This is a genomic window from Iodobacter sp. CM08, assembly GCF_033446605.1.
In the GTDB taxonomy this organism is placed as follows: domain Bacteria; phylum Pseudomonadota; class Gammaproteobacteria; order Burkholderiales; family Chitinibacteraceae; genus Iodobacter.
The window spans coordinates 45,277-62,692 of record NZ_JAWQUO010000017.1 but is presented as its reverse complement, the minus strand read 5'-3'; the positions used below and the strand labels follow the sequence as shown (position 1 = coordinate 62,692).

Here is a 17,416-nt window from a genome sequence, read left to right as displayed (position 1 = left end):
CAGCGAGCAACCTTTGCTCTGCCCCAGAGCGATATATAACTCCCCTTAGCGATTTGAAAGAGGCAAAAGTTCTTCCCTAAAAATTTCCATTTAACACACAGACTCTATAAAACAAGCAAAAAACGTACTGTCGTTTTAACTGCTCTTCTCTGCCCCTATGACTTAAGCAAGCAATACGTCTCGACAGCCTGCCTTGCGGATGTACTTACGCATTGAGGGAAGCTGCTAGCTCATGTTTAGGCAACCAAGAAACTGGCTGCACGATATGCCCGAAGGCCCACTCGCGCATATGCCAATAATCAGGCTTAAATTGTTCGATTTAAGCCCTGCCCCTCCCCCTTTATTACTTACAAAAACAAGATAAAACACTACTAATGCTTGCCAGCAAACTTGTCAGAAAGCACAACAAAGAGGGACACCCCCTTCGTGGGCGAGCAAGTAAAGGCTTTTTATACCAATGGCAAAATTGTAGTCCGCCAACCCAAACCACGAAAAACTCCTTAATAACGCCAGAATACTTTTGGTTTTATTTACTTATACATCGTCAATTCTCAAGAATAGACTCAATCAATAAGAACAACACTGTATTGCAATGAAAAACCAAATCCATCCAATCAATAAAATTATTGGTAGAGCCTATAAAATAAGCATTAAGTCTTTGTTTATAATTGATTTTACATAAAAAACCACTGTAAATTTTTTAATTAATTTACAAAAAAGAATGAAATCATAATATTTTTTACTTTAATAGTGAGATTAAAAATATCGCTAAGCTAATGATTGCAATACGTTTTGTTTTTCTAAATACTTCTAAATTTAACAAATAATAATAATTTTGTTTTTTATCAAAAAACACGTAGTCGCAAAAGATCAAACTACAAACACCTACTGCTGTGACCCATGCTCAAACTCAAAAGATAAGCTTACATAATGATGGTAAATATTATCATTTAAGTATCTACATTACTTACAAAATTGAGCTAAAAGCCAGCACGAGTAGCGTTTGTCTCATACCGCACCGAGGGCTCTAATCATGACGCAATCGTCCCATAAGCTAAGGCTCACCGCGCTCACTGCGATGGTGGTCGGATCAATGATAGGCGGGGGGATTTTCTCTTTGCCACAGAATATGGCGCAGAGCGCTGGTGCGGGTGCCACGCTGATTGGTTGGGCTATCACGGCGGTGGGGATGCTGATGCTGGCCTTTGTGTTTCAGACCCTGGCTAATCAAAAGCCAGAATTAGACGCCGGTGTTTATGCCTACGCCAAAGCAGGCTTTGGTAATTACATGGGGTTTTCATCGGCTTGGGGTTATTGGATTAGCGCCTTTCTGGGCAATGTTAGCTATTTTGTTTTGCTATTTGGCACCTTAGGTTATTTCTTCCCCCTATTTGGCGATGGCAATACCCCAGCCGCCATTATTGGAGCCTCCATTTTGCTGTGGGCAGTGCACTTTTTAGTATTACGCGGCGTTAAAGAAGCTGCGTTTATTAATCAGGTCACCACCGTGGCCAAGATTGTGCCCTTAGTGATGTTTATTATTCTGGCCGCCGTGGCTTTTAAGCTAGATGTGTTCACTGCCGATTTTTGGGGTAAGGGCAATCTTAAGCTGGGCAGCGTGATGGATCAGGTGCGCAATATGATGCTGGTCACCGTTTGGGTGTTTATCGGCATTGAGGGCGCAAGTGTTTATTCCGCCCGTGCCGAAAAACGTGCCGATGTGGGCCGCGCTACCGTGATTGGTTTTCTTAGCACCCTGCTGCTCTTGGTACTGGTGAATGTGTTGTCGCTTGGGGTAATGAGCCAGCCAGAACTGGCAGGGCTAAAAAATCCATCCATGGCCTATGTGCTGGAGCATATTGTGGGCCACTGGGGCGCGGTTTTTATCTCTATCGGGCTGGTGATTTCACTGCTGGGTGCCTTGCTCTCATGGACACTGCTCTGTGCCGAGATTTTGTTCTCTGCCTCCCGCGATCAAACCATGCCCAGCTTTTTGCATAAAGAAAACGCCAATGGCGTGCCGGCCAATGCACTTTGGTTATCCAATAGCGCGGTGCAGGTTTTCCTCATTATTACCCTGTTTGCAGCCAGCACTTACACCAGCCTGCTGCTGCTCGCCACCTCGATGATTTTAGTGCCCTACTTCTTATCCACCGCTTACGGCGTGATAGTGGCTTACAAGGGTGAAGGCTACGAGGCCAATGGCGGCAATCGCAATAAAGACCTGCTGATTGCAACCGTTGCGGCGCTTTACAGCGTATGGCTGATCTACGCAGCTGGGGTGCAATTCTTACTGCTATCCGCCCTGCTGTATGCGCCAGGCGCCATTCTTTATGCCAAGGCGCGTAAAGAATGCGGCCAGATTATCTTTACCACCATTGAAAAATTCATTTTTGCAGCCGCTGTAATCGGGGCCATCGCGGCAAGTTACGGCCTTTACACCGGTTTTCTAAAGCTTTAATAGGAGCTATGTGATGAGTACCGAAAATCTACAATTGGGTGTGCATTCTGAAGTAGGCATGCTAAGGCGGGTGATGGTTTGCTCGCCAGGGTTGGCGCATATGCGGCTGACACCCAATAACTGCGATTCTTTATTATTTGACGATGTGCTGTGGGTTAGCCAAGCCAAACGCGATCACTTTGATTTTGTTTCCAAAATGCGTGAGCGCGGTGTGGATGTGATAGAGATGCACAATCTGCTTACCACCACCGTAGCGATTCCTGAAGCCAAAAAATGGATACTTGATCGCAAGATTACTGCAGATTTAGTCGGCATTGGCTTACTAGAAGAAGTGCGCAGCTGGCTAGATTCCTTAGAGCCACGCCATTTGGCTGAGTTTTTAATGGGCGGCGTAGTTGCTCCTGATTTGCCTGCCGATACCCCATCGGAAGTGCTGAGTATCTTCCGTGAAAACTTCGGCAATGCCAGCTTTATTTTGCCACCGCTACCGAACACCCAATTTACCCGCGATACCACCTGCTGGATTTACGGCGGCGTGACGCTTAACCCAATGTATTGGCCAGCAAGGCGACAAGAGACTCTGCTGGTTACCGCTATTTATAAATTCCACCCCGATTTTGCCACCGCCGATGTCAAAGTTTGGTGGGGTGATCCCGATGTCGATCACGGTAGCGCCACACTAGAAGGTGGCGATGTAATGCCGATTGGCAACGGCGTTGTGCTGATTGGCATGGGCGAGCGCACCTCGCACCAAGCCATCGGCCAAGTTGCGATGTCTCTATTTAAAGCCGGTGCCGTGGAACGCGTGATCGTGGCCGCCCTGCCTAAATCCCGCTCTGCCATGCATCTCGACACTGTATTTAGCTTTTGCGATCGGGATTTGGTCACCATCTTCCCCGAAGTGGTCAAACAAATTGTCGCCTTCAGCCTGCGCCCCGATGAAAGCAAACCGAATGGCATTGATCTGCGCCGCGAAAGCAAACCCTTCCTAGATGTGGTCGCCGAAGCGCTCAAATTACCTGCGCTACGCGTGGTGCAAACCGGTGGCAACTCCTTTGAAGCTGAACGTGAGCAATGGGACGACGGCAATAACGTCGTCGCCCTACAACCCGGCGTGGTTTTAGCTTACGACCGCAACATCCACACCAACACCCTACTACGCAAAGCAGGCGTAGAAGTCATCACCATCAGCTCCGCCGAACTAGGCCGTGGCCGAGGCGGTGGCCACTGCATGACCTGCCCAATTATTCGGGATCCGGTTGATTACTGATTAGTTGAGCGCTATTAGAAAAACCCAAATCTTGAACCACGGAGGGCACAGAGAACACGGAGTTTCACGGAGAAAAATCGTTTTCTTTACGTTTTGATTTTTTTCAAACACCACAATCTTTGGTTCTTCTTGGCACGGGGCAAGGGGCTTTTACTCTCCCCTTGAAGCCGCGACACGAGGAATAAGCGGCTCGGGGCTTCGGAAAAGGGTTAGCGAGGCAGCGAGTGCGCAGCCTTTTTCGCCGAGCCGATTATCCACAGTGAGGGGCCTTCGTGCTTTTGAGGTTGCGGCTTTGGTTCTTTTCTTGGCCGTTCAAGAAAAGAACGCCCCCGGGGTGGCTACCGCTCCTAAACACTGTGCCGAAGGCACTTAACAAATATCAGTATTTTTTTTCGTTTACCGGAGAATCAATCATGTCCTTCAATATGCATAATCGTAATCTGCTTAGCCTAATGCACCACACCCAGCGTGAGCTACGTTATCTACTAGATTTATCCCGAGATCTAAAACGCGCTAAATACACCGGCACCGAGCAGCAGCATCTAAAACGCAAAAACATCGCGCTGATTTTTGAAAAAACCTCTACCCGCACCCGCTGCTCCTTTGAAGTGGCCGCTTACGATCAAGGCGCAAACGTCACCTATATCGACCCAAGCTCATCGCAAATTGGTCATAAAGAAAGCATGAAAGACACCGCCCGCGTGCTGGGCAGGCTATACGATGCCATCGAATATCGCGGCTACAGCCAAGAAATCGTAGAAGAGCTGGCCGCCTTTGCCGATGTGCCGGTATTTAACGGCTTAACCGACGAATATCACCCCACCCAAATGCTGGCCGACGTGCTCACCATGCGTGAACACAGCGACAAACCACTGCACGATATCAGCTACGCCTATTTGGGCGACGCCCGCAATAATATGGGCAATTCACTGCTCTTAATTGGCGCAAAGCTAGGCATGGACGTGCGCGTTGCCGCACCTAAAGCGCTGTGGCCACATGAAGATTTTGTTGCACAATGCCGCCATTTTGCACAAGAATCCGGCGCAAAAATCACGCTAACCGAAGACCCGCTGGAAGCAGTAAAAGGAGTTGATTTTATCCATACCGATGTATGGGTATCGATGGGTGAGCCGGTTGAAGCGTGGGCCGAGCGGATCAAACAATTACTGCCCTACCAAGTTAACAGCGCCATGATGAAAGCCTCCGGCAATCCGCGTACCAAATTTATGCACTGCCTGCCCGCTTTTCACAATAGCGATACCAAAATGGGCAAGCAAATCGCCGAGCAATACCCCTTCCTCGCCAACGGTGTAGAAGTCACCGAAGAAGTGTTCGAATCCCCAGCCAACATCGCCTTCGAGCAAGCAGAAAACCGCATGCACACGATTAAAGCCATTCTGGTTTCAACCTTGGGGGATATCTGATTCTGCCCGACGCAGGCATAGCACAACCCAAATCTTGAACCACGGAGGACACAGAGAACACGGAGTTTCACGGAGGAAAACAGGTGATGAATTAAGTCATTTTTGTGTTCTGAACATGTTAAAACTCAACAATCTGTAGTTTGTCACTACTCATGGCACAGGGCTTTTACCCTCCCCTGAAAACACGCCGAGCGAGGAACAAGCGGGGCGGGGTAGTCGTCAATTCGTGTTTGAGCGAAGCGAGTTGAATTGACGCCGCCTCGATTGTCCGCAGCGAGGGGCCTTCGTGTTTTAGGGGTCGCCTTCTTTGGCTTCGTTTCTTGGCGAAGCAAGAAAGGAAGGTCCAGCGGGACGCCCGCACCGAAACCAACGTGCTGCAGGCACTAAAAAGATCTTTTTTGCTTTGCGCACATCGAGCAAAACCAGTCGCTATGAAATGCTACAAAAACGGTGGGTTTCACCCGCCCAACGATGATTCAATGCTTGCAAACGTGTAGCAGCTGCCGCACAAAAACCGACGTGCCGCAGGCACTAAAAATGGCGGTGTAAGCCGCAATAAAGGATTCATTATGCGTATCGTGATCGCCCTAGGCGGCAACGCACTGCTTCGCCGTGGCGAAGCCCTTAGTGCAGAAAATCAGCGTGAAAACGTCATTATCGCCGTAAAACAAATCGCCAAAGTAGCCCCCGGCCATGAGCTGGTTATCGCCCACGGCAATGGCCCACAAGTGGGGCTGCTCGCACTGCAAAACGCGGCTTATAGCCAAGTAAGCCCTTACCCGCTCGATGTACTCGGCGCAGAAACCGAGGGCATGATTGGCTATATGATTGAGCAGGAGCTAGGCAATCTGCTGCCGGTTGAAACGCCGTTTGCCACCATTCTGACCCAAGTAGAAGTCGACGCGGCCGACCCTGCTTTTAAAAACCCGACCAAGCCCATTGGCCCTATTTACAGCAAAGAAGATGCCGATAGGCTCGCCGCCGAAAAAGGCTGGGCTATTGCCCCAGATGGCGATAAATTTCGCCGCGTGGTGGCCAGCCCAAGGCCCAAACGTATTTTTGAACTTCGCCCAGTAAAATGGCTGCTAGAGCACGGCACCATCGTGATTTGTGCGGGGGGCGGCGGGATTCCAACTTGCTACGATAAAGAGGGAAAATTGCACGGCATTGAAGCGGTGATCGACAAAGACCTCTGCTCCGCCCTGCTGGCAGAAGAGTTAAACGCCGATTTACTAGTGATTGCCACCGATGTCAGCGCCACCTTTATCGACTATGGCAAACCTAGCCAAAAAGCCATCGCCACGGCCCACCCTGATGAATTAGAACGCCTAGGCTTTGCCGCCGGATCGATGGGGCCCAAGGTGCAAGCCGCCTGCGAATTTGCCCGCAATACCGGCAAGGTAGCGGTGATCGGCTCGCTCAGTGATATCGAAGCGATTGTGCAAGGCAAGGCAGGCACACGGGTTTCAACCCAAACATCAGAGTTAAGCTATCGTTGAGATCAATGATTTTCCACCCCATGCCGTAGCGCCATGCGTTACGGCGTCTAAACCGCCAGCAAGCGCCCCAGCACCTCATCCGATTTTTGAAACTCCTGCCTAATCCAATCCAAAAACACTAAACGCCGCTCATCTTGGGCAAACGGCTCTGCGGACAAAACAAAATACCGTGAGCCATCGGGCACTAAGCCAAATGGCGCAACTAGGCGGCCATTTTTTAGCTCTTCTTCTATCATATAGGCCGAAGCAATCGCCACGCCTAAGCCAGCGCTCGCCGCCTGTAAGCTTAAATAAAAATGCTCGAAATATGAATTTTGGCGGCTCGTTACCGCCTGCTGCGCCTCCTCCCCCCAACGCGCCCAAGCATTTGCTCGGGTGCGGGTATGCAAAAGACTACTCTGCTCAAGGTTTAAGCGCCCATCTTGCAACTGCTCTGGCACACACACCGGCCCTACTTTTTCTTGCCCTATTTCTTCTGAATAGCAATCTTTCCCCCAGTTGAAATCATTGCGTCTGATCGCTAGATCAATATGTCCGCCTTGAAAATCAACCACGCCTCCTGCTGTAAATAAATGCAGCTGAATTGCTGGGTAGCGGCTATGAAAATCGCTTAAGCGAGGAATAAGCCAGCGCATGGCAATGGTTGGCTCACACGATACAACCAAAGGCCTGTCGTAAGGATTTCCCTTGAGTTTTTGCAATGTAAGCGCCAATTGCGCCAGCATCTCTTGGCAAGTGTTTTTTAATAGCTCGCCCTCTCTGGTCAGAAAAATAGCTCGGTTCCGGCGCTCAAATAACAACACACCCAAGCTTTCTTCTAGCTGCTTAATCTGGCGACTAACCGCTCCCTGCGTCACAAACAACTCTTCTGAAGCACGAATCAGGCTGAGATGCCGTGCAGCGGCCTCAAATACCCGTAAAGCATTGAGTGAAGGAATTCGGAGACTCATCGTTGACTTTTTCTCATTGATTTTATTGAGCATAAATCGATTTTGCTTAACGAGCAAGATAGACAAAATAGCAGCAGGCTATGCAATAGCTGACTCGCAACTTCCATCAATAAATCAACACATGAAAAATAGGCTTTCAAATGCTGCAAACACCTTACCGTGATGACAAGCAAGCGTATTCAGATCTAGAGCAAGTTCGTATGCAAATGGCTCAAAAAAACTTCTGTTTTATTCCTGCAGAGCAGGTCAGATCACTATTGCAACAGCAGCAAGCTAGCGCACTGCAAGACTGGAGTACTTTTCAAAATAGCTGGTCTGATCTGGCTCTAGACACCTATATGGCCGACCAAGGCAGCTATCGCAAACGTAAACACGCCACACTGAGCGCCCCTGCAGCCAGCCGCCTTTGGCAAAAAGAAGCCCACCAGCCGCATTACCAAAGTTTAACTTACAACAATTTGAATGGCGGAATTGCTCGCCACTACGCACCAATTAGCGATGCGGTAATGCAAAGCCACAGCATGAATAACTTGCTCACCTTGGCTTGCGATATTTTTGGCCAACTGATGCCAGAGCATGCTTGGCATATTGAAGCGCACCAATTTCGCATTGAAGCTAATGCAGAGCAAGCAGGCCTGCCCACACCAGAAGGCGTGCATAGAGATGGCGTTAATTTTGTGATGATGCTGATGGTGCAGCGCGCCAATATGGTGAATGGCGCAACCACTATTTATGACCTCAACAAAAACCGCTTAGACCAGTTTGTTTTAACCAACCCGCTAGATATGGCGCTCGTCAATGATGAGCAAGTTTTCCATGGCGTCACCCCCATCATGCAGCTCGATAGTGATCGGCTAGCTGCTCGTGATGTGCTGGTTATTACCTTCCGCCGCAAAACGCAATCTCCAACGACTGCCGATTGATTTAAAGGATAAATCCAATGAACGAAATTTTTGCCGTCGCGCTCATCACCATTCTGGCCGTTATCAGCCCCGGCGCTGATTTTGCAATGGTTACCCGCAATAGCTACCTCTATGGCCGCAAAGCCGGTTTATTGGCCGCACTGGGGATTGCCTTGGGTGTGCAAATCCATGTGATGTACACCATGTTGGGTGTAGGGCTGATCATTTCGCAATCGCCAGCGCTGTTTACCGTGATCAAAATAGCGGGGGCGATTTACTTAATTTATATCGGCTACAAAACCTTTACCAGTAAAAGTAAGCTCGATATAGATTTAAGCGCTGATTCAGCTTTAAGCCCTTTATCTGCACTAAGAAACGGCTTTTTAACCAATGTGCTTAACCCTAAAACCACACTTTTCGTGGTGAGCACCTACACCCAAGTGGTTAACCCAAGCACCCCGCTAACGCAGCAAATTGGCTATGGCTTATTTATGTCATTAGCGCACGGTATTTGGTTTTCGCTTGTGGCGCTGTTTTTCTCTCACCAAACCTTAAGATCCGCCATGATTAATGGGCAAAGTGTGCTCAATAAAATCATTGGTAGCGCCCTGCTTGGGCTGGGTGTATCGCTTGCCTTTGCACCGCTCACACATTAAGCCAAAGAATGCACTTTGCTCTGATGGAGTGCATCTTCCGGCTTTACTCTATCCACACTTTTATCCCAAGGGGCTAAGCAAATGAAAATTGCATGCATCGATATGGAAGGCGTGTTGATTCCAGAAATGTGGCCACATATTGCCCAATATACTGGGATTAAATCGCTGGCGATTACCACGCGTGAAGAGCCTGACTATGTACAGTTGGTTTCAAAACGCATCTGCATTTTGAATGAAAACCGCTTAGGTATTGCCGATATTGAACATATGATTGCCAAACTTGCGCCCTTACCTGGCGCGATTAATTTTATAAATCAGCTACAAAAACACTACCGCGTTGTACTGGTTTCTGATGCTTTTCAAGAAATGCTCACGCCGCTATGGCATACGCTGGGCCAGCCAGAGCTACGCTGCCATCGCTTTGTTTGCAAACCAAACGGCCAAATTCGCTTCGCCCGCTATAGCCGCGCTCATGGTAAGCATGAAGTGATCGAAGAATTTGCAGCGATGGGCGCTCGCACCTTAGCCGTAGGCGATGCATTTAATGATCTCAGCATGCTGCGCAAAGCCACGCAGAGCTATTTATTTTGCCCCTCTGTAGAAACAAGGCAAGCCGCACCTGACTTACGTGTGGCGCTAAGTTACCAAGAGATTTTGGATGACATCATCCTCGAGCATAACGCCGTATTAAGCTCGGTGAATTAAAAAGAGCTCGGCGTATTGGCGCTAATCACTTCGGCAGCGCCAGCGCCGATATTCCGAAAACGATGTGGCAAATTGCTTGGAAAGTAATAACCATCCCCTGCCTGTAAATGATGCACCTGCCCAGCAATAGTCAGCTCCATCTGCCCGCTCACCAGCACACCGCACTCCTGCCCCTCATGTTGCAGCATTTCACTGCCGGTATCCGCCCCCGGCTGGTATTGCTCCCGCAATAAGCCGATGTGCCGGTCCTGGAACCCAGATCCAACCAAATGCATTTGCAAAGCGGCATTGCCCAGATTGGGTTGCTCGCCAGCGGGGAAAATATAGCTAGGCACAATACTATCTTGCTCAAAGGTAAAGAACTCCGCCAAAGACATCGGAAAGCCTTCCAGCAGTTTTTTTAAGGAGCTAATCGATGGGCTAACCCGATTTTGCTCAATCAATGAAACGGTAGCATTGGTAACGCCGGCCCTTTTTGCCAGCTCCCGCTGCGATAAGCCAAAGCGCTGCCGCACCCGTTTTAGCCTTGCGCCAACGTCCATAGCCAGCCCCGTTCAAAATAATCAACACCCACTTAAACTATGTCATGCAGGAAGAATAAGCCAGCGGGCCAATGCTGCATTTTTTTGCGCTACAGGAATTTACTTAGCCCAAGCGCAAAGCCTCACCTTGTCAAATATATTTAACAGGCTAGTCTTAATACATAAGGTGACATGCGTGCATATCTGCAAGCATCCCCCTCAAACAACACAAAAAATAAGGCGCAGCGCCCTTCTTTAGAGCAAAGACTTGGTTTTGTAGCGTGGGTTAAACCCGCGAGCGATGCTAAAAAACGCGGGTTGCACCCGCCCTACGATGTTTCAATACTTGCAATTAGATAGATCTAAGTTGATAGGACTGGGGTAAAACCCGCCAGCCAGCTTAGTACTCAGAGCGGAGCCTGTAACTCCACTATCTCGCCCCATATCAGCAGAGACGTATCATGGCTCAGCCCATTATTGGAATCACTTGCTGCCGTTGGCGCTTAAAAGAAGATGGCCATTTCTTTCATCTAGTAGGGGAGAAATATATTCAGGCGGCCGTAGCCGCTGGCGGATTACCGCTGCTGATCCCCGCGCTGGGGGACGCCAGCCAGCTTGAGCAAATTTTAAGCAGCATCGATGGCCTGCTACTCACCGGCAGCCAATCCAATATCGAGCCACAGCACTACCAAGGCCAAGTGCTCGCGAACGATTTTAATGATCCGCAAAGAGACGACACCACCCTGCCCTTGATTAGAGCGGCGGTTGAGTTGGGTGTACCGGTTTTAGGTATTTGCCGAGGCGCACAAGAAGTCAATGTGGCGTTTGGCGGCACACTAGAGCAAGCCGTGCATCAGCAAGCAGGCAAGCTCGATCATCGTGAGCAGGGCAGCAGCCTTGATGAAATGTACGGCCCAGCGCATGAAATTGAGCTGGTCACCGGCGGGCTACTACACCAGTTATACGGCCAGACTAGCGCCAGAGTTAACTCTTTACATCATCAAGGCGTTGCCAAATTAGGGGCGGGCTTGCAGATAGAAGCGCTGGCCCCCGATGGGCTGATCGAAGCCTTTAGCGTTAGCCATGCCGCCCGCTTTGCACTGGCGGTGCAATGGCACCCAGAGTGGAGATTCCAAGATAATCCACTCTCTATGGCCATGCTGACTGCATTTGCGGCGGCTTGTACGCAGCACCAACTTAGCGCTAAAAAAAGGTAAGCCTATGCGCCCTATCCAGCCCCTATTTCAGCGCCTCCAACCAGCCAGCACCACCATGTGGACGCTGTGTTTTGGTCAAATGTGCGTGCAGTGCACCCGATACCCCGCCCAGCCACTGCCGGTAAACATGATCGGCCACTTGGTGCAGGGCGGCTACTTTTTCATCCAAGCGATGCAGAATCTGCGCCTCGCTCTGCACCGAGCTTTGCGCCTGCCACTGCTGCAACACCTGTCTATCCTCAGCGCACCACTGGCGAATACTCTGCGCCGTCACCTCCAAATGCGATTGCAAGCCCAAATGCGGGCCAAGCGCAAAGCCCTTATTCATGCAGTAATAGCCAAACAACGTGCGCTTGGCACCGCGTGGCACTTCAAAGGTATCGAAATGCCAATGAAACAGATCCAGCTCGCGCTTATCGCCCAGCCAGTGGCGCGCCTCATCAAACTTGGTCACCAGCACCTTGCCCCAGCCGATTTGCGGCACGCTATTACGACGTACCTTGCCCCCCAGGCTTTTGGATAGCAATTGCCCGCCAAAACAATGGCCAAGAATGGGGCGCTCCAGCCGTAAAGCATCTTTAAGTAGCGCCTCTTCCCGCTTAATCCAAGCTAGGCCATCGTTCACACCGGCATTAGAGCCCAGAACCACCACACCACTAAATTCAGCAGCACAACGAGGAGGTGTATCCCCCGCATCAATGGCAAAAATCCGATAAGGCACGCCGTGTTTATCTAAAAAAGATTGTAAATAGCCTGGCCCCTGAGTGGCCTCATGACGACAAATGGCAATGGGTTTCACCGGCAAGCTCCTAGGCGTAATCGACGTATTAAGCCTAAGCATTCCAAAGGAAAGAAACTGTAAAAACACAGCAGGCCAGTATTAAATTTATATAAAGATGTAGGCCCGCCCCGTCTTAACAAATCAAAAAGGGAGGCACCATGAGCTTAATCAGCGACTGGCTGCGAGAACGTCGAATCACTGAAGTGGAATGTGTCACGCCCGATTTCACCGGCATAGCCCGCGGTAAAATTGTGCCTAAAGAAAAATTCAGTGAAGAAGAAGGCATGCGCCTGCCTATTACCGTGCTGGTGCAAACCGTGACCGGCGAATACGCGCAACACATCACGCCGATCACCGATCCGGACATGATTCTGATTCCAGACCCCAACACTATCCGCATCGTGCCATGGGCCAAAGACCCAGTGGCGCAGGTAATTCACGATTGCTTTTACTTTGATGGCAGCCCAGTTGAGCTGTCCCCCCGCTATGTATTACGCCGCGTGCTCAAACTCTATGAAGATAGAGGCTGGAAACCGGTTGTTGCGCCAGAAATGGAATTTTATCTGGTTGATATCAACCGCGATCCCGATCTGCCACTGCAGCCGCCCTTAGGCCGCACGGGTCGGCCAGAAACCGGCCGCAAAGCGTATTCAATTGACGCGGTCAATGAATACGACGATCTATTTGAAGATGTTTACGATTACTGCGATGCGCAGGGCTTGCAGATCGATACGCTAATCCACGAAGTGGGCGCTTGCCAGATGGAAATCAACTTTCTGCACGGCGATGCCTTGGAGTTAGCCGATCAGGTATTCCTATTTAAACGCACGGTGCGGGAAGCGGCGATTCGCCACAGAATGTACGCCACCTTTATGGCTAAGCCGATGGAAAACGAGCCAGGCTCAGCCATGCATATTCATATGAGCGTGGTAGATGAAATCAGCGGCCAGAATGTATTTTCTAATGTGGATGGCACGCCCAGCGAGGTGTTTTATCAATCGGTAGCCGGCATGCAAAAATACTTCCCGCAAGTGATCGCGCTATTCGCCCCCTTTGTAAACAGCTACCGCCGCCTAACTCGCTACTACGCTGCGCCCATCAATGTGCAGTGGGGTTTTGATAACCGCACCTGCGGCATCCGCGTGCCGCACTCCGACCCCATCGCCCGCCGCATAGAAAACCGCCTGCCCGGCGTGGATTGCAACCCCTATCTGGCCCTCGCCGCCACACTCGCCTGCGCCTATCTAGGCATAGAAGAACAACTTACCCCCACCGAACCCCTCACCGGCGACGCCTACACCCTACCCTTCGCCTTCCCCAGAGGGCTAGATGCCGCCACACAAATACTCAGCGACTGCCACCCTATAGCCGCCGTATTGGGTGAGCAATTTATCAAAGCCTATTGCGCAGTAAAAGAAGCCGAATACGTCGAATACGCAAGAGTCATCAGCCCATGGGAAAGGAAGCATTTGCTGCTGCATGTTTGATGTTGCAAAACCCAAACCTTGAACCACGGAGAGCACAGAGAACACGGAGTTTCACGGAGGAAAACCTTTTTTGAATTTAGGCCTGTTTTTTGAGTTTTTTAGTATGTTTCAAACTCAGCAATTTTTATCGCTACTCATGGCACGGGGCTTCAATCCCCCTTGAAGCACGCCGAAGCGAGGAATAAGCGGATCGGGGTTTCGGAAAAGGGGTAGCGAGGCAGCGAGCGCGCAGCCTTTTTCGCCGAGCCGATTATCCGCAGTGAGGGGCCTTCGTGCTGGTCGGGGTCGCCTTCTTTGCTTACTTTCTTGGCGAAGCAAGAAAGTAAGTCCCACGCGGGGGATTCCCGCACCAAAACACCGTGCCGAAGGCACTAACTAAATGTCTTCTGCTTCTGCTTCTGCTTCTGCTTTGATTTGCAAGCAACACACCCTATTCAAACCATCGCGTGGGCATAAAAACCTGCCCACCCTACACAATTTATGCAGCATCAGGAGACACTCGATGAATCCGAATCCCATCGGCCCAAGCCACTCTAAGCTTGGCCGCAGCACGGCGGAATATCAGTCACTCGATGCCGCCCACCACATCCACCCCTTCTCGGATACCGCCGCGCTCAATGCCCACGGCTCGCGGGTGATTGTTCGTGGTGAAGGGGTTTATATATATGACTCGGACGGAAATAAAATTTTTGATGCCATGAGCGGGCTGTGGTGCGTCAATATCGGCTATGGCAGACGTGAGCTGGCGGATGCGGCTTACCAGCAAATGCTGCAACTCCCCTTTTACAATACCTTTTTTAAAACCACCCACCCACCGGTGATCGAGCTATCCAGCCTCTTGGCGCAAGTCGCCCCCGATGGCTTTAAGCACGTTTTTTATACCAACTCAGGCTCCGAAGGCAACGACACCATTATTCGCATGGTTCGCCATTACTGGGCCACACTCGGCCAGCCTAACAAAAAAACCATCATCGCCCGCATCAACGGCTATCACGGCTCCACCATAGGCGGGGCCAGCTTAGGTGGCATGCACTATATGCACGAGCAGGGCGATCTGCCCATCCCAGGCATTGCCCATATTGAGCAGCCTTGGTGGTTCGCCAATGGCGACGAGCTTAGCCCCAAGGAATACGGGCTGAAAGCCGCCAGAGCGCTAGAAGATAAAATCTTAGAGCTAGGCGTTGAAAACGTTGCCGCCTTTATTGGCGAACCAGTGCAGGGCGCGGGAGGGATTATTATTCCGCCCTCCACTTACTGGCCAGAAATCCAGCGCATTTGCGATCATTATGGAATTTTGCTGATTGCAGATGAAGTGATCTGCGGCTTTGGCCGCACCGGCTCATGGTTTGGTAGCCAGCACTACGGCATTCGCCCCCATCTGATGACCATCGCCAAGGGCTTAAGCTCGGGCTATATCCCCATTGGCGGCGTGCTTGTGCACGATAAAGTGGCCGATGTGCTGATAGCAGGCGGCGATTTTAACCACGGGTTTACTTATTCTGGCCATCCTGTTGCCTGCGCCGTTGCCGTCGCCAATATTCATATCCTGCAAAATGAACAGATCATCGAGCGCATGCACGCAGACGTCGCCCCCTATGCCGCCCAGCTCTGGCACGACGCTTTCGACAATCACCCACTGGTGTCCGATGTGCGCAGCCTAGGATTTTTCTTTGCGCTCACCTTGGTAGAAGACAAAGCCAGCCGCAAGCGCTTTAGCAACGGCAGCGAAATGGCACTGCGCTGCCGCGATATCTGCCTAAAAAACAAACTGATTATGCGCGCCACCGGCGATAGCATGATCGCCGCCCCACCGTTGATTATGAGCCGTGCACAAGCCGCCGAATTTGTAGCGCTAGCACTGCAATGCGTGGATGAATATGCGCGGGAAATTGGCAGGTAACAAGATAATGTGTGCAGCATTTCCTATTCAAAGCGTAATTTATTCACTTCGAATAGAGCGCCATTTCTGTGACACTAAAAGGAACTGTCACCCAAATAGATGAGTATCGAATGAATTGGATTGAAATACTGCAAGCACAAGCAATCAGCTACGCGCCAAAATTATTTTCTGCCCTGCTCACACTTTTTATCGGCTGGAAACTCATTGGCATTGCCACGCAATTACTAGAAAAAATGCTGGCTCGCAGCAATGTTGAATCCACTTTGCGCCACTTCTTAGGCAGCCTTGCCAATGTGGCATTAAAAGCGCTGCTGCTGATTAGTGCCGCTTCAATGATAGGTATTGAAACCACTTCATTTATCGCTATTTTAGGTGCGGCCAGTTTGGCCATTGGCTTGGCATTACAAGGTAGCCTCTCTAATTTTGCTGGAGGGGTATTAATCTTAATGTTTAAGCCATTTAAAGCGGGCGACTATATTGAAGCGCAGGGGCAAGCAGGTACGGTAGAAGGGATTCAAATCTTCACCACACGCTTGCGCACCGGTGACAATAAATTAATTGTGGTGCCCAATGGCCCATTAGCCAACGGCAATCTAACCAATTATTCAGCCATGCCAACTCGCCGTGTAGATTTTGTATTTGGTATTGGCTATGACGATGATATAGATCACGCCCGCCAAGTTATTTTATCGGTGCTCAATAAAGACCGCCGCATTCATCAAGACCCAGCGCCAATGGTGGTGGTGTCATCCTTAGCCGAAAGTTCGGTTAATTTCACAGTACGCGTTTGGAGCAATAGCGAACATTACTGGCCTATCTTTTTTGATACCACTGAAAACATCAAAAAAGCTTTTGATGTGGCAAAAATCTCTATTCCATTTCCGCAGCGCACAGTGCACCATATTCAACATACGGCGAATACTAGCGGCAAGCCATTGCCAACATCCCAACTTGAGCACATTGAATAAATAGCGATATGATCAGGGTTTGGCTAGTTTCTAGCCTGCCCTGATATAGGCCAGCTCATGCCCCACCTTAATCTTGAATACAGCAATAATCTTTCATTAAACGCCCAAGCTGCTCTATTGCAATTAAATACTGCGCTCATTGAATCTGGCCATTTTATTGAAGACGAAATCCAAAGCCGTGCCATAGGCTTTGATGACTTTTTAATAGGCAATGTGGGTGAGGGCCGTGCCTTTATTCATATTAAGCTGCGTATGCTGAGTGGCCGCTCTGCCGAGATTAAAAAATCTCTTTCAGACGCACTACTCAATGCCATTCAAATTGATCATCCAAACCAGCTTAGCATTCAGATTCGCACCGAAATTATCGATATCGACCGCGAATCGTATGGCAAAAAGGATATAAATTAAGCTAAGCATAAGGTGGGGGAAATACCCAGCCCTAGCAAGCTAAGGGCATGATATTGATCATCAAACTGGCTTTAGATTTAATCTTTCTATTGCAAGCCTTGAAACATCGTAGGGCGGGTAAAACCCGCGAGCGACGTTGAAAAAACGCGGGTTTCACCCGCCCTACGAATGGCATATTGCTTACGTTAATAGAACTCGTGAAATACCCAAATTGCATAATATATTTAGGGAGGGACTCGAAGTAAATCCCAAAATAACGATCAAATC

The 17,416-nt window shown here is 49.9% G+C and carries 15 protein-coding genes; 12 read left to right on the top strand and 3 right to left on the bottom strand.

Going from position 1 to position 17,416, the window contains the following annotated elements; translation table 11 throughout:
* Nucleotides 1-1,033: 1,033 nt before the first annotated feature.
* The 4 genes from arcD (at nt 1,034) to arcC (ending at nt 6,654) form a co-directional block, all read left to right on the top strand.
* Entirely contained in the window at nt 1,034-2,461 is a 1,428-nt protein-coding gene (gene arcD / locus R6242_RS11550; protein WP_318426922.1) for an arginine-ornithine antiporter, read from the top strand.
* A gap of 13 nt (nt 2,462-2,474) precedes the next feature.
* Nucleotides 2,475-3,731: an arginine deiminase gene (arcA, locus tag R6242_RS11545; protein ID WP_318426920.1), complete on the top strand. Its 1,257-nt coding sequence runs from the start codon at nt 2,475-2,477 to the stop codon at nt 3,729-3,731.
* 413 nt (nt 3,732-4,144) lie between these two features.
* Nucleotides 4,145-5,155 (top strand): ornithine carbamoyltransferase, encoded by a 1,011-nt coding sequence (locus R6242_RS11540; RefSeq protein ID WP_318426918.1) that lies wholly within the window; start codon nt 4,145-4,147, stop codon nt 5,153-5,155.
* 569 nt (nt 5,156-5,724) lie between these two features.
* Nucleotides 5,725-6,654 (top strand): carbamate kinase, encoded by a 930-nt coding sequence (gene arcC, locus R6242_RS11535; RefSeq protein ID WP_318426916.1) that lies wholly within the window; start codon nt 5,725-5,727, stop codon nt 6,652-6,654.
* 47 nt (nt 6,655-6,701) lie between these two features.
* On the opposite strand, the gene R6242_RS11530 is transcribed toward arcC, so the two are convergent.
* Complete coding sequence (locus tag R6242_RS11530; RefSeq protein ID WP_318426914.1) at nt 6,702-7,604, bottom strand: LysR substrate-binding domain-containing protein; 903 nt, start codon at nt 7,602-7,604, stop codon at nt 6,702-6,704.
* Between the two features lie 140 nt (nt 7,605-7,744).
* Between R6242_RS11530 and R6242_RS11525 the strand changes: the two genes are divergently transcribed.
* The 3 genes from R6242_RS11525 (at nt 7,745) to thrH (ending at nt 9,867) form a co-directional block, all read left to right on the top strand.
* Nucleotides 7,745-8,527 carry a 2OG-Fe dioxygenase family protein gene (locus tag R6242_RS11525; RefSeq protein WP_318426912.1) on the top strand — a complete coding sequence of 261 codons (783 nt, stop codon included), beginning with the start codon at nt 7,745-7,747 and terminating at the stop codon, nt 8,525-8,527.
* 17 nt (nt 8,528-8,544) lie between these two features.
* Entirely contained in the window at nt 8,545-9,162 is a 618-nt protein-coding gene (locus R6242_RS11520; protein ID WP_293931980.1) for a LysE family translocator, read from the top strand.
* Nucleotides 9,163-9,243: 81 nt separating this feature from the next.
* Nucleotides 9,244-9,867: a bifunctional phosphoserine phosphatase/homoserine phosphotransferase ThrH gene (thrH, locus tag R6242_RS11515; RefSeq protein WP_318426910.1), complete on the top strand. Its 624-nt coding sequence runs from the start codon at nt 9,244-9,246 to the stop codon at nt 9,865-9,867.
* Here the strand turns inward: thrH and R6242_RS11510 are convergent.
* Nucleotides 9,864-10,409 (bottom strand): cupin domain-containing protein, encoded by a 546-nt coding sequence (locus R6242_RS11510; RefSeq protein ID WP_318426908.1) that lies wholly within the window; start codon nt 10,407-10,409, stop codon nt 9,864-9,866. The two genes, thrH and R6242_RS11510, sit on opposite strands and share 4 nt — an antisense overlap.
* Nucleotides 10,410-10,849: 440 nt before the next feature.
* Here R6242_RS11510 and R6242_RS11505 point away from each other — a divergent pair, with 440 nt between their 5' ends.
* Nucleotides 10,850-11,605 (top strand): gamma-glutamyl-gamma-aminobutyrate hydrolase family protein, encoded by a 756-nt coding sequence (locus R6242_RS11505; RefSeq protein WP_318426906.1) that lies wholly within the window; start codon nt 10,850-10,852, stop codon nt 11,603-11,605.
* Nucleotides 11,606-11,627: 22 nt separating this feature from the next.
* Here the strand turns inward: R6242_RS11505 and R6242_RS11500 are convergent, their stop codons facing one another.
* Nucleotides 11,628-12,404, bottom strand: coding sequence for a type 1 glutamine amidotransferase (locus R6242_RS11500; RefSeq protein ID WP_318426904.1), 777 nt, complete (start codon nt 12,402-12,404; stop codon nt 11,628-11,630).
* 140 nt (nt 12,405-12,544) lie between these two features.
* Between R6242_RS11500 and R6242_RS11495 the strand changes: the two genes are divergently transcribed.
* The 4 genes from R6242_RS11495 (at nt 12,545) to R6242_RS11480 (ending at nt 17,149) form a co-directional block, all read left to right on the top strand.
* A complete protein-coding gene (locus R6242_RS11495; RefSeq protein ID WP_318426902.1) occupies nt 12,545-13,873 on the top strand; it encodes a glutamine synthetase family protein in 1,329 nt (442 codons plus the stop codon).
* Nucleotides 13,874-14,375: 502 nt separating this feature from the next.
* Nucleotides 14,376-15,773, top strand: a complete 1,398-nt coding sequence (locus tag R6242_RS11490) for an aspartate aminotransferase family protein (RefSeq protein ID WP_318426900.1) — start codon at nt 14,376-14,378, stop codon at nt 15,771-15,773.
* A 110-nt stretch (nt 15,774-15,883) separates the two neighbouring features.
* Nucleotides 15,884-16,741 carry a mechanosensitive ion channel family protein gene (locus tag R6242_RS11485; protein ID WP_318426898.1) on the top strand — a complete coding sequence of 286 codons (858 nt, stop codon included), beginning with the start codon at nt 15,884-15,886 and terminating at the stop codon, nt 16,739-16,741.
* A gap of 57 nt (nt 16,742-16,798) precedes the next feature.
* Nucleotides 16,799-17,149 carry a 5-carboxymethyl-2-hydroxymuconate Delta-isomerase gene (locus R6242_RS11480; RefSeq protein WP_318426896.1) on the top strand — a complete coding sequence of 117 codons (351 nt, stop codon included), beginning with the start codon at nt 16,799-16,801 and terminating at the stop codon, nt 17,147-17,149.
* Nucleotides 17,150-17,416 lie beyond the last annotated feature (267 nt).